This window comes from Knoellia koreensis, assembly GCF_013041615.1.
Taxonomy (GTDB): Bacteria; Actinomycetota; Actinomycetes; order Actinomycetales; family Dermatophilaceae; genus Pedococcus; species Pedococcus koreensis.
In genome coordinates, this window is record NZ_JABEPQ010000001.1 from 587,454 (window position 1) to 600,183 (window position 12,730).

The following is a 12,730-nucleotide window of genomic DNA, read 5'->3' on the forward strand; positions in this document are numbered from 1 at the left end:
GGTACGACGGTGGCGCCTAGGGTGCATCCGTGACGACTCTCTACCGCGGCGGCTTCGTCTACTCACCGATCGACCCGTTCGCGAACGCGATGGTGGTCGACGACGCAACGGGCACGATCGCCTGGATCGGCGGTGACGACGCGGCCAGCGTGCACGCGGATGCCGTCGACGAGGTGGTCGAGCTCGACGGCGCGCTGGTCACGCCGGCGTTCGTCGATGCCCACGCACACACCTCGCAGACCGGCGCCCAGCTGCGCGGCGTCGACCTCGGCACCGCCCGGTCGGCGCAGGAGGCACTGTCGCGCATCGAGGACGGCGCCCGCCGCGAGCGCGGCCGCCCGGTCTATGCGCCGGGTTGGGACCAGGGGGACTGGGCAGAGGGTCGGGTCCACACGGCCGCCGAGCTCGACCGCGCCACCTACGGCGGCGTCGTCTACTCGCCGCGGGTCGACGGTCACTCGGCCGTCATCTCCTCCGCCCTCGCGGCAGCGAGCGGGGCCCGTGACCTACCCGGCTGGGAGGGCGACGGACTCGTGACGCGCGAGGCGCACCATGCCGCCCGCGAGGCGTTCGCCGCGGCCGTCACCCCCGAGCAGCGGCGGGCCGACATCGACCGGGCGCTGGCCTCTGCTGCTGCGGCGGGCATCGGTCTCGTGCAGGAGAACGGCGGCCGCACGCTGTCGGGCACGGCCGACTTCGCCGAGGTGCTCGCCGCGGGCGAACGCGGCGACGGCCCCCAGACGATGGGTTACTGGGCGCAGCTGGTCGCCGACGAGCAGGAGGCCCGCGATGTGGCCGCACTGCGCGGCGCCCGCGGCCTGGCCGGTGACCTCAACATCGACGGGTCGGTCGGGTCCCGCACCGCGCACCTGCGCGCGCCCTACACCGACGCACCTGGCCACACCGGCAACGCGTACCTGTCCGTCGAGCAGGTCCGCGACCACGTCGCCGCGTGCTCGCTCGCCGGTCTCCAAGCGGGCTTCCACGTCATCGGTGACGCCGGGGTGGACACCGCGATCGCCGGCTTCGAGGCGGCGGCCGAGCTCGTCGGCGCCGACGCGGTCGTCCGCGGTCGGCACCGGCTCGAGCACCTCGAGATGGTCTCGGCCGACGGCATCGCCCGGCTGGTGAAGCTCGGGGTCGCCGCCTCGGCGCAGCCCGCCTTCGACGCCTTCTGGGGTGGCGATGACGGCATGTATGCCGCGCGGCTGGGTGCCGACCGCGTCTTCGGTCGGGGAGGGGGAGACGTCGGTCCGATGAACCCGTTCGCCTCGATGATGGCTGCCGGCATGACGGTGGCCTTCGGGTCCGACTCACCGGTCACGCCCTTCGACCCGTGGGGCGCGGTCGCGGCCTGCGTCAACCACCACGACGAGAGCCAGCGGGTCTCAGCCCGGTCGGCCTTCCTCGCCCACACCCGAGGGGGGTGGCGGGCCGCGGGCATCGACGACCGCGGCTACCTCGACCTGGGACTGCCGGCCACCTTCGCGGTCTGGCAGGTCGGAGACCTCGTGGTGCAGGCCCCGGACGACCGGATCCAGACCTGGTCGACCGATCCGCGGTCGGGCACCCCCGGCCTGCCGGACCTGTCGCCCGGCGCACCGAAGCCGGTCACCCTGCGCACGGTCGTGCGCGGTCGCACCGTCTTCGACTCGGGCGCGCTGACCACGGGATGAGCCTGCGGGGTCGGTGACGTCGATGCCGTGGGGACTGCGACGTCAGTCGTCGCGGGCTGCGTCGCTGCGCCGGTCGTTCGCCTTCTGGATCGCGTCGACCAGCTCGTCCTTGTCCATCGACGACCGACCCTTGACGTCGAGCCGACGCGCCACGTCGAGGAGGTGCTTCTTGCTGGCGTTGGCGTCCACGCCACCTGCCGTCTCGCGGTCGGTGTCGCGGCCACCCTCGGCCTGCGCGTCGGAGGGTCCCTTCTCGTCCTTGGGCTCCCAGTGGTCGCCGACCTTCTCGTGGGTGTGCTTGAGCGCGGAGTAGGCGACGCGGTGGGCGCGCTCCTCGTCGTGGTACTCCTCCTCGGCGGAGTCGAGCGCCTTGGCGTAGGTGTCCTTGGCCTTCTGGTCCGAGCGCTGCAGCGTGCTCGGCAGCTCGCTCTCCTTGGCGTGGCCGTCCTTGCCCGTGGCAGGCATGGCGATCTCCTTCCGGTGGGTGGGTCCGAATGCCCCCTGCCCGGTGGACGCGCGACTCAAACGGTGTCGGCCGTGACCGCAGGATTTGCGGCTTTGGCGCGCACGGGCCGGAGATCCTTGCGTCGCTGCTAGCGTTGCCCTCGTGTCTTCTCGCGTGAAACCCCTGCTCGACCTCGACCCGGTCACCGTCCGCAAGGCCCGCTCGCTGGCCCGCAAGGCCGGGCGCCCCGTCGTCAAGCTGGCCCAGAGCCACACCACCGTCTCGGTCGAGCGCGCCACCCTGCGGCTGGCCGGGCTCGCCGGTGCCGACCACGAGCGGGTGCCGTGGGTCAACCACCTCGTCGACCGCGTCCGCGAGGACGTCGGTCTCGAGCACGGCGTCACGACTCCCGTCTGGGACGCCCTGCGCAGGGGCGAGGCCGACGACCTGCTCACCCTCGCCCAGAAGTCGGCGTCCGGGTCGGTCAGCTTCCGCGTCCCGGAGGGCAACGACGCCACCCGCGCACGCAAGGCCGCGCGCACCGCCGTCGCCCGCGGCATACGCACCATCGACAAGCAGCGAGCCACCCGCGACCGGCTCATCAAGCGCCACGGCGACCCGAAGCAGCGCCCGTGGATCTACCTCATCGTCGCCACCGGCGACATCTACGAGGACATCCCGCAGGCGCAGGCCGCCGCGCGCGAGGGCGCCGACATCATCGCCGTCATCCGCTCGACCGGGCAGTCGCTGCTCGACTACGTGCCCGAGGGCGCCACCCGCGAGGGGTATGCCGGGACGTACGCCACCCAGGAGAACTTCCGTCTCATGCGGGCGGCGTTGGACGAGACGTCCAAGGAGCTCGGGCGGTACATCCGGCTCACCAACTACGCATCCGGCCTGTGCATGCCCGAGATCGCCGCGCTCGCGGGGCTCGAGCGGCTCGACATGATGCTCAACGACTCGATGTACGGGATCCTCTTCCGCGACATCAACCCGATCCGCACGTTCGTCGACCAGCGGTTCAGCCGCCAGGTCCACGCCCGCGCCGGGATCATCATCAACACCGGTGAGGACAACTACCTCACCACCGCCGACGCCGTCGAGGCCGCGCACACGGTGACGGTGAGCCAGCTGCTCAACGAGTACTTCGCCAAGGAGGCCGGGCTCGAGGACTGGCAGCTGGGCCTGGGGCACGCGTTCGAGATCAACCCGGAGATCCCCGACTCGTTCCGGATGGAGCTGGCGCACGCGCTGCTCGCGCGCCAGCTGTTCCCGGACGCGCCGCTGAAGTGGATGCCGCCGACCAAGCACATGACCGGCGACGTGTTCCGCGGCTACCTGCTCGACGGGTTCTTCAACCTCGTCGGCGCCATGACCGGGCAGGGCATCCTGCTGGTCGGCATGATGACCGAGGCCGTGGTCACTCCGTTCCTGTCCGACCGCGACCTGGCCCTCCAGAACGTCCGCTACGTGCTCGGCGCAGCCGGTGGGCTGACCGAGGACTTCCACCCACCGCGTGACGGGTTCATCCAGACCCGCGCGCGCCAGGTGCTCGGCGAGGCGGTCGACCTGCTCGACGCGATCACGAGCGAACCCGGCAAGGCACCGCTGCTCGAGGCCATCGGTGACGGCACGTTCGGGCTGATGAAGCGCCCCGCCGACGCCGGCAAGGGCCTCGACGGCGTCGTCGAGCGGGCACCGGAGTACGACAACCCGGCGATCACCATGCTCGAGGAAGGGGCGACCAAGTGACCCCGCAGGACCCGCGCACCACCGACAGCGCGATGCCCCTCGACCCCATGCCGGCCAAGGGAGCCAAGGAATCCGGCGGCGGCGCCCGGAAGGCGACACCCGACATCATCCGGCCCTACGGCGACACCACCGGCGACGGCATGGTCCAGGTGTCGTTCACCCTGCCGGTGCCGCACGACAAACGGGCCGAGGGTGCCGCCCTCCAGCTGGCGGCCAAGATGGGTCTGGAGCCCGCCCTGCTGGTCCACGCCAAGGCGATGGGCCCTGATTTCACCTTCTTCGTGGTCTACGGCAGCGCCAAGCACCTCGTCGACCTGCGCGAGGTCAAGGTCGTCGAGCGCGAGTTCCCGCTGCTCACGCCCAAGGACGTCAACGCGGCCATCAAGTCGCGGATGCGCCGCAAGCTGGTCGTCGTGGGCGCCTGCATCGGCACCGACGCCCACACGGTCGGCATCGACGCGATCCTCAACATCAAGGGGTTCGCGGGGGAGAAGGGGCTGGAGTACTACCGCGAGATCAAGGTCGTGAACCTCGGTGCGCAGGTGCTCGTGCCCGACCTCGTCGAGCGCGCCCGCGCCGAGAAGGCCGACGCCGTCATGGTCAGCCAGGTCGTCACCCAGCGCGACGCCCACATCCACAACACCACCGCGATGAGCGCGGCGTTCCGCGAGGCCTACCCGGCCGGCCAGGTGCCGCTGCTGGTCGTCGGCGGCCCGCGCTTCGAGGAGGGATCGGCCCCCAAGCTGGGTGTCGACCGCATCTTCGGCCGCGGCACCACCCCCGGCGAGGTCGCCAGCTACCTCGTCCACGAGCTCGCCCAACCCAAGGCAACCCAGGAGAAGCGATGACCAGCACCCCGTCCGGCGCCCCCGAGGTCGGCCAGACCGTCACCCACCGCCGCTACGTGCCCTACTCGCACGCCCACTACGCCGGCAACCTCGTCGACGGCGCCTACTCGCTCGCGGCCTTCGGCGACGTCGCCACCGAGATGTGCATCCGCACCGACGGCGACGAGGGCCTGTTCGCCAGCTACTCCGACGTCCAGTTCAAGGCGCCCGTCCGCGCCGGCGACGTCATCGAGATCGAGGCACGGCTGGTCCGGGTCGGCAGCCGCAGCCGGGAGATGGACTTCGAGGTGCGGGTCGTCGGGCGGGGTGCACCGGAGCGCGGCGAGTCCGCCGCGGACGTCCTGGACCCCCCGGTCGTCGCCACCACCGCCCGCGGTGTCGTCGTCGTGCCACCCCGCGCCTGACCGCGCCTCACCGCACCCGCGCGGCCGCCCGGCGTGTCGCGCGAGACACGCCGACCGCCCGGCGATTTCCTCAGATTTCCTTTACGCACAACGTTTTCCGCGTAGTGCCATGACCTGCGCAAACGCCTGTCCGCGCCCAGCGGTCCCCGCTTGACACACCTCGTCGCGCGGGTAAGTTGGCTCGCGGTTGTCTCACCGACATGACCGACGACGAGGGGGAGTCCGCACCCGGCCAAGGACCCATTGCACGGTGGCTAGCGCGCGCAGCCACCGCCCGCCAGCAGTGCAGTACCAGCCGGACAGACCTCCCGCCCGTGGCGGTGGTGGACGACGCAAAGGCCCGCGCGCTCAGTAGACAACAGCCCGCGGCCGGCATCCAGTCGGCCTCGTGTTGGTCCCAACGGCGGCGCGGGCCTTTGCGTTTCTCTCAGGTCGGTGTCCTACCCTCACCGGGTGACCAGCCCCGCCACGCGCGCCCGCGCGGTCTCGCGCGTGATCGTCGGAGTCCTGTCCGGGTTGCTCATGGCGCTTGCCTTCCCGACCCACGACCAGTGGTGGTGGGCGCCGGTGGCCGTCGCGCTGCTGTCCGCCGCCGTCCTGGGGTCGCGGCCGCGCCTGGCCTTCCTCGTCGGCCTCGGCCACGGGTTCGGCTTCTTCCTGCCCACCCTGTCGTGGTCGGGCATCTACGTCGGCAACCTGCCGTGGATCGCGCTGGCCACGCTCGAGGCGCTGTACGTCGCCCTCATGTGCCTGGTCACCACCGTGGTCCAGCGTCCGCTCCTGGCCACCCGCTGGCGCCCGCTCGCCTTCGCGGCCGTGCCGCTCGCGTGGGTCCTGCAGGAGTGGGCCCGCGGCACGACGCCCTTCGGCGGCCTCCCGTGGGCGCGCCTCGCGTTCAGCCAGGCCGACAGCCCGCTCGCCCCGTTCGCCCGGTATGCCGGCGCGCCGGGCCTGACGTTCGCCGTCGCCTGCGTGGGCGTCCTGCTCCACGTCGGCGCGGTCTGGCTGTCACACCGGGTGGGGCGTCCGCGCCCGGCCCGCGCCGCGGCATACCCCGTCCTGGCCGGCGTCCTCGTGCTGCTGGCCCTCGCGCCGGCGGCCGCCGCCCTGCTCACCACGCCGCCCACGGACGGGCGCAAGGTCTCGGTGCTCATGGTGCAGGGCAACGTGCCGAAGCCGGGACTGGACTTCAACGCCGAGCGCCGGGCCGTGCTCGACAACCACGTCAACGGCACCGTTCGGGCGATGGAGGGCCGGTCCGAGCCGCCGAGCCTCGTGGTCTGGCCGGAGAACTCCTCCGACATCGACCCGCTGAAGAACCAGGACGCGGCCGTCGACGTGCAGGCGGCGCAGGCCGCAGCGAGGGCGCCGCTGCTGATCGGCGCCGTGCTCGATGGACCGGGCCGCTACGTGTCCAACGCCAGCCTGTTCTACCGGCCGGAGGGTGGCGCACCCGAGCGATACGTCAAGCAGCACCCGGTGCCGTTCGCCGAGTACATCCCGTACCGGTCGTTCTTCCGCAACTTCAGCGACAAGGTCGACCTGGTGGCCCGCGACTTCGTCAAGGGTGACCGCACGGGTGGGTTCGAGGTGCCGGTCCGGGGTCAGGACCCGTACTGGATCATCCCCACCATCTGCTTCGAGGTCGCCTATGACGGGCTGATGCGGGAGTCGACGGTCCAGGACGGACGGCAGGCCAACATCCTCGCGGTGCAGACCAACAACGCGACGTTCGGCTTCACCGCCGAGTCCGAGCAGCAGTTCGCGATCAGCCGGATCCGGGCGATCGAGCACGGTCGCTCGGTGGTCCACGTGTCGACGGTCGGGGTGAGCGGCTTCATCAACCCCGACGGAACGTACACGTCCAAGACGTCGTTGTTCACGCCAGCGGCACGTTTCGGCGAGCCCGTGGTCCGCACCGAGATCACCCCCTCGGACCGGATCGGCCAGCTGCCGGAGTATGCCGCCGCCGGCGCCACCGCGGTGCTGCTCGCCCTGTCCTGCGGCCTGCGTCGGCGGAACGCTAGGGTCAGGCGCACCCCCGCCGGACCCGCGGCCCCGGTCGACCACGAGAAGGAACCCGCTGTTGCCACACCCAGCGTCAGCTGACCCCACCCGGGTGCTCGTCTGCATCCCCACCTACAACGAGCGCGAGAACCTGCCGCTCGTCGTCGAGCGCATCCGACGCGCCGTTCCCACGGCGGACGTCCTCGTCCTCGACGACAACAGCCCCGACGGCACCGGCCGGGTCGCGGACGAGCTGGCCGCCACCGACGCCCAGGTGCACGTGCTGCACCGCGCGGGCAAGGAGGGCCTCGGGCGGGCGTACCTCGCCGGGTTCGAGTGGGCGCTCGAGCGCGGCTACGACGCCGTCGTCGAGATGGACGCTGACGGTTCCCACCAGCCCGAACAGCTGCCGGCCCTCCTGGCCGCCACGGCTGCGGGCGCGGACCTCGTCATCGGGTCGCGCTGGGTCCGCGGCGGCTCGGTCGTCAACTGGCCGCTGCACCGCAAGGCCCTGTCGGTCGGCGGCAACCTCTACATCCGCGTCCTGCTCGGCATGCCCGTCAGCGACGCCACGGCCGGCTACCGGGTCTACACCGCCGACGCGCTGCGCCGGATCGGCCTCGACGACGTCGCCTCGCAGGGCTACTCGTTCCAGACCGACCTGACCCGCCGGGCGGTGGAGCGGGGGATGACCGTCGTGGAGGTGCCGATCACCTTCGTGGAGCGTGAGATCGGCGACTCGAAGATGAGCGGCGACATCATGCGCGAGTCGCTCCAGCGGATCACGTCCTGGGGCGTGCACCACCGCGCCGGCCAGCTGCGCCGGCTGCGTCGCCGGGAGGCCACGTGGCACCAGCTGTAGGCCGTACCCCGTACGCCCGTCGCCGCCGGCCGCGCTGGCTGGTCATCGTGTTCGTCCTCCTGCTCGTCGTGCCCATCGTCGAGATCGCCGCGATCATCGGGGTGGGCAAGCTCATCGGCGGGTGGCCCACCGTGCTGCTGCTCGTGGCCGAGTCGGCTCTCGGCGCCTGGCTGGTCAAGCGCGAGGGAGGGCGGGCCTGGCGCGCCCTCACGACCGCGCTGTCGACCGGTCAGATGCCGTCGCGGCAGCTCGCCGACGCCGCGCTCGTCCTCGTCGGCGGCACGCTGCTGCTGACCCCCGGGTTCGTGACCGACATCGTCGGCTTCTTCTTCGTGCTGCCCATCACCCGCCCGCTCGCGCGCACCGTCCTCGAGGCGGCGGTGGCGCGCCGCCTCCTCGGCGGCTTCACGGCATACACCGGTCGTGGTGGGGGACCGGGTCGCGGCGGTGACGGTCCCAGCGGACCCGACGTCATCGAGGGCGAGGTCCTCTAGCAGCCGCTGGACATGACGAAGGCCGCGTCCTCGCAGGACGCGGCCTTCGGCCGTTCTTCGGGTATGCCGGGTGGTCAGGCGGTGCGCTTGCGGCGCGGCTTCTCGCCGCGGGACTCGCGCAGCAGGGTCAGCCGCTCCTCGAGCAGCTCCTCGAGCTCGGGGATGGAGCGGCGCTCGAGCAGCATGTCCCAGTGGGTGCGCTGGTGCTTCTCCGGCTTGTCCTCCGGCGCGGGGCCGTCGACGAGGCGAGCGACCTCGCCACACCGGCACTCCCACGTCGGGGGAATCTCGGCCTCGATCGAGAACGGCAGCTCCGTGCGGTGGCCCTGCGGGCACACGTAGGCGGTGATCTGCCGCTCGCTCGGGACCACGTGCTCCTCGGTCTCGAGGCTGTGCGTGACCATTCGGCTGCCCCTGAGGGTGCGCTCTGCCATGACGGGGTTCTCCCAACGTTCGATGTCCCGTGACGCCCGCCGACTTTGCAGGCCGGTCACGGGGGATTCGCTCTTGACAACGCAGGAGGAGGGTCGAATGTTCCGGCTGGTCGTCTGCCTGTCAGGACGGAAAACCGCAGGTCAGGGTTGGCTCCTGTGACCGAAGTCACAGACTCACACGACGGCGGGCACCTCGTTGCCGGCGTCGCGGATGCCCTGCCTGACGTCGACCTTGCGCAGCAGCACGAAGCCCAGGACGAAGAAGATGATGAGCGCCACGATGGCCGGCCGGTAGGAGTCCGTGAGCTGGTGGACCAGACCGAACAGGAGCGTGCCGAACCACGACGTGCCCCGCTCCATGGCCTGGTAGAAGGCGAAGAACTCGGCCTCACGCGACTTGGGCACCAGCTGGCTGAACAGCGACCGGCTCAGGGCCTGGCTGCCGCCGAGCACGATGCCGATGAGCACCCCCAGCGCCACGAACGGGATGAACGCCTTGGCCGGCACGAAGAACGCCGCGACCACGATGAGTGACCACGCCACCAGCGACCCGAGGATGGTGCGCCACGCCCCGAAGCTGCGCGCGAGCCGCCCGAACAGCAGCGCACCCCCGAACGCCACGAACTGCACGAGCAGGATCAAGGCGATCAGCTGGCTCTGGGCGAACCCGAGCTGCTCGGCGCCGTAGAGGCTGCTGGAGGAGATGACGGTCTGGATGCCGTCGTTGAAGAACAGGTAGGCGAGCAGGAACAGCATCGTCTGGGGGAACGCCCGCATGTCCCTGAAGGTGTGCCCCAGCTGGGCCCAGCTGCCGCGGACGATGCCGGCCTGCGGCGCGTCGGTGCGGGGGATCTCGGCACCGCGCAGGTTCCACATGCCCCGGACCGGGATGGTCGTGAAGATGCCCCACCACAGCCCGGCGGACAGCAGGCTGATCCGCACCGCGGTGGCCGTGTCGCCGCCGATGAGGTCGGGCTTGGAGACGATGACGAGGTTGGCCGCGAGGAGCAGCCCGCCACCGAGGTACCCCAGGGCCCAGCCCTTGGACGAGACCGCGTCCCGCTCGTCGGGTGAGGCGATCCGGACGAGGATCGCGTCGTAGACCACCAGCGAGGCACCGAGCGCGATGGTCGCGAGGATCATCAGCGCGGCGCCGTACCGCCAGTTCTGCCCGTCGAGGAAGAACATGAGCGCGGCGGCCAGCGAGCCCGTCCACGCGAAGAGGCCGAGGAGGCGGGCCGGGCGGGGCGTGCGGTCGGTGATCGCGCCGACGAAGACGAGCAGGACCGCCGACAGGATCGTCGAGAGGGTCACGGTGTACGACGCGACGGACCCGGGGTCGAGCGGCGCCGTGAGGACGAGCGCGACGGCGCCCACTGCGGCGGCGGCCAGCGGCAGGCCGGAGGGCAGCGGGGCGCTGCGCGCACGGATCAGCGCGACGACGTTGGCGACCAGGGCCAGCAGGCCGACGAGGGTGAGCGCGAGCGCGAGCTTCCAGACCCAGCCCGGCAGGGTCGCCGCAGCGGGGACGACGTGCAGGTCGACCGAGCACCGCGCGTCGGCGTCCTGGGTGGGGCAGGCGGCCTTCTTGGCGACGGTGGTGAGGTAGGGGGCGAAGAGCACCGTGCCGACGGTCGTGACGAACGCCGAGTTGGCCCAGTCGTACCAGTACCAGGGGCGCTTGTAGCGGTCGGTCTCGGCGTAGGCCGTCTCGCCTCTGGGGGAGGCCTCAGTCGTCATGCGTGAAGCGTGGCACAGGCGTCAGCGCAGCGGATGGGCATTCGTACCCAAACGCGGGCGGCGAGTCGGGGAACCCGGGTGACTACCCGGCATACTCCCAGTGCCACGGCTCGGGCAGCGACCCGTTCGGCTCGGCCCACGCCGGGTGGAACCAGCCGTAGAGCGGCGCGTTCTGCTTCATCCAGAGGTGGGCCGGGGCGCCGAAGTTCTCGACGCCACCGCACAGGTCGACGGCGCGGCCGAAGCCGTGCTCGCTGTAACCCGGCGTGGCCGCCCACTTGCCCTTGGCCGCCTTGACGGTGATCTGCTCGGCGTAGGAGCGGTAGGAGTCGGTGATGCACAGGGTCTGGCCGGTGTCCTTGCGGTAGGCCAGGCTCATCGCGTTGAACGCGGCCGCCGCGGCCGGGCGCAGGCTGTCGCCGGGGGAGCCGACAAGCGGGCACAGGCCGGCGGCGGGGATCTGGCCGTTCGGGTACTCGGCGTCGTTGGTGCTGCAGGCCTTGACCGAGCCGTCAGCCGCGACACCGGGCACGACGAGGGCTGCGCGCAGCTTCTCGGTGACCTTGCGGGCGTCCTCGTCCTCGCTGCCGAGCAGCAGCCCGGCGATCGGGCCGGCCTTGCTTACCTGCTCGGCGTGCAGTTTGCGGGTGGCCTCGAGCTGGGTCTTCTGCTCGGCGATCACGGTGTCGAGCTTCTCCTTGGCCTCCTTGGCGGCCTTGGCCGCCTCGGTGGCCCGGGTGCTCGCGTCGACCGCCTTGGCGGCGACGGCCTTCTGGAGCTCGGTCTGGTTCTGGACGCGTTCGAACGCGCCGCTGCGCTGGTTGCTGAGGTAGGAGAGCTGGCCGGCGAGGTCGGTGGCCTCCGCGGCCGGCTTGCCGAGGGTCTCGATCATCGAGCCCAAGTCGCTGATCGTGCCGCCGGTACCGGCGTAGGCGAGGTAGGCCCACTGTCCGAGCGCCTTGCGGTCCTTGCCCATCTGGGAGCTGAGCTGCCGGTAGACCGCGACGGCCTGGTTGGCCTCGTCGCGGGCGGTCCGCTCGGCGTCCCTGGCCTCGGCGTACTCCTGGAGCAGCGTGTTAGCCTGGATCGCGAGCCGTTGCAGCTTGCCGGCGGCCGCGGCGATGCCCGCGTTGGACTCGGTGAGGTCGTCGGTGAGGGCCTTGGCCTGGGCGATCTGGTCGGCGAGCTCGGTGGGGCTGAGCGTCTTCTCACCGGCCGCGCCGGGCGTCGCCGTGGCATCCGGAGAGGTGCCCGGCCCGGGCTGGGTGGCCGTGGTGGTGCCGGTGGTCGCCGGGGGCGTCGGCGGGGTGGTGTTTGCGGCGTATGCCGTGGTGGCGCCGAGTGCGCTCAGCGCAACCGCCGTCGCTATGCCCGCTGCCGTCCTGGCCCCGACCCAACCCACGTCCACGTCCTCGTCCGTCGCCCGTCCCCGGGGCGCCCTACTCAACCCAACGAACACTAACCCGCCCAGGTCACGCCCGTCTCCCCCTGATGACGGAGCCTCAGACGTTCGGACCGGTCTCCTTGACCAGGAGGACGACCCGGTGGCCGGGCTCGCCGAGCTCCCCGACGGGCTGGTAGCCGCGGGCCCGGTGGAAAGCCAGCGACGGCGCGTTGGGCGGGTCGGAGTTGACCTCCAGGGTGAGCCGCCCCGCCTCGGCGGCGTCGCGCTCGACCGCGTGGTACACGGCGGAGGCGAGGCCGCGGCGGCGGAACCGGTCGTCGATGACGATGCGGTCCAGGTAGTGGAAGTCCCCGGCATACCTCTGGGCGAACCAGCGGTAGTTGGCCGAGTCGTAGTCGGTGCCGGGCCCGAAGACGAGGACGAACCCGGCGACCTCGCCGTCGCAGCGGATGACGTCGGCCCGCGTCGCCCACCCGCGCAACTGCCCGAGCCGGTCGGCGTCCATGGGGGACAGCAGCTCCACATGGTCGGCGTTGAGGCGCAGGACGGCCTCGACGTCGGCGTCGCTGATGGGGGCGAGCACGGTGTCGTTGCTCTCGGCGGTCGTCACGGTGCCAGAGTCTGCCAGCGGTTCGTCCACAGGGGGCCGCGCAGGACGGTCCT

12 protein-coding genes are annotated in these 12,730 nt (G+C 71.7%); 7 read left to right on the plus strand and 5 right to left on the minus strand.

Annotated features, from left to right (window positions below):
- Positions 1-29 precede the first annotated feature (29 nt).
- On the plus strand, positions 30-1,676 hold the full coding sequence (locus HJG52_RS02940) for an amidohydrolase (RefSeq protein ID WP_346767533.1): 1,647 nt from the start codon (positions 30-32) through the stop codon (positions 1,674-1,676).
- Between the two features lie 42 nt (positions 1,677-1,718).
- Here HJG52_RS02940 and HJG52_RS02945 read toward each other — a convergent pair whose 3' ends face one another.
- A complete protein-coding gene (locus HJG52_RS02945; RefSeq protein WP_171242050.1) occupies positions 1,719-2,141 on the minus strand; it encodes a ChaB family protein in 423 nt (140 codons plus the stop codon).
- A 142-nt stretch (positions 2,142-2,283) separates the two neighbouring features.
- Here HJG52_RS02945 and kamD point away from each other — a divergent pair, with 142 nt between their 5' ends.
- The 6 genes from kamD to HJG52_RS02975 all read left to right on the plus strand — a co-directional run bounded on the left by kamD (position 2,284) and on the right by HJG52_RS02975 (position 8,488).
- Positions 2,284-3,873, plus strand: coding sequence for a lysine 5,6-aminomutase subunit alpha (gene kamD / locus HJG52_RS02950; protein WP_346767534.1), 1,590 nt, complete (start codon positions 2,284-2,286; stop codon positions 3,871-3,873).
- On the plus strand, positions 3,870-4,721 hold the full coding sequence (gene kamE / locus HJG52_RS02955) for a lysine 5,6-aminomutase subunit beta (RefSeq protein WP_346767535.1): 852 nt from the start codon (positions 3,870-3,872) through the stop codon (positions 4,719-4,721). Before kamD ends, kamE begins: the two co-directional genes overlap by 4 nt.
- Positions 4,718-5,125, plus strand: coding sequence for a 3-aminobutyryl-CoA ammonia lyase (kal, locus tag HJG52_RS02960; protein ID WP_171242051.1), 408 nt, complete (start codon positions 4,718-4,720; stop codon positions 5,123-5,125). The genes kamE and kal overlap by 4 nt, the downstream gene beginning before the upstream one ends.
- 453 nt (positions 5,126-5,578) lie before the next feature.
- Positions 5,579-7,234, plus strand: coding sequence for an apolipoprotein N-acyltransferase (gene lnt, locus HJG52_RS02965; protein ID WP_346767536.1), 1,656 nt, complete (start codon positions 5,579-5,581; stop codon positions 7,232-7,234).
- Positions 7,212-7,994: a polyprenol monophosphomannose synthase gene (locus tag HJG52_RS02970; RefSeq protein WP_171241548.1), complete on the plus strand. Its 783-nt coding sequence runs from the start codon at positions 7,212-7,214 to the stop codon at positions 7,992-7,994. Before lnt ends, HJG52_RS02970 begins: the two co-directional genes overlap by 23 nt.
- On the plus strand, positions 7,979-8,488 hold the full coding sequence (locus HJG52_RS02975; RefSeq protein WP_171242052.1) for an FxsA family protein: 510 nt from the start codon (positions 7,979-7,981) through the stop codon (positions 8,486-8,488). Before HJG52_RS02970 ends, HJG52_RS02975 begins: the two co-directional genes overlap by 16 nt.
- A gap of 74 nt (positions 8,489-8,562) precedes the next feature.
- Here the strand turns inward: HJG52_RS02975 and HJG52_RS02980 are convergent, their stop codons facing one another.
- The 4 genes from HJG52_RS02980 to HJG52_RS02995 all read right to left on the minus strand — a co-directional run bounded on the left by HJG52_RS02980 (position 8,563) and on the right by HJG52_RS02995 (position 12,677).
- A complete protein-coding gene (locus HJG52_RS02980; RefSeq protein ID WP_171242053.1) occupies positions 8,563-8,922 on the minus strand; it encodes an RNA polymerase-binding protein RbpA in 360 nt (119 codons plus the stop codon).
- 174 nt (positions 8,923-9,096) lie between these two features.
- Positions 9,097-10,662 (minus strand): MFS transporter, encoded by a 1,566-nt coding sequence (locus HJG52_RS02985; RefSeq protein WP_171242054.1) that lies wholly within the window; start codon positions 10,660-10,662, stop codon positions 9,097-9,099.
- A gap of 82 nt (positions 10,663-10,744) precedes the next feature.
- The gene (locus tag HJG52_RS21520; protein WP_171242055.1) at positions 10,745-12,064 is read right to left on the minus strand and encodes a D-alanyl-D-alanine carboxypeptidase family protein; all 1,320 of its coding nucleotides are present in this window, start codon (positions 12,062-12,064) and stop codon (positions 10,745-10,747) included.
- A 100-nt stretch (positions 12,065-12,164) separates the two neighbouring features.
- On the minus strand, positions 12,165-12,677 hold the full coding sequence (locus HJG52_RS02995) for a GNAT family N-acetyltransferase (RefSeq protein ID WP_206069858.1): 513 nt from the start codon (positions 12,675-12,677) through the stop codon (positions 12,165-12,167).
- Positions 12,678-12,730: the final 53 nt, after the last annotated feature.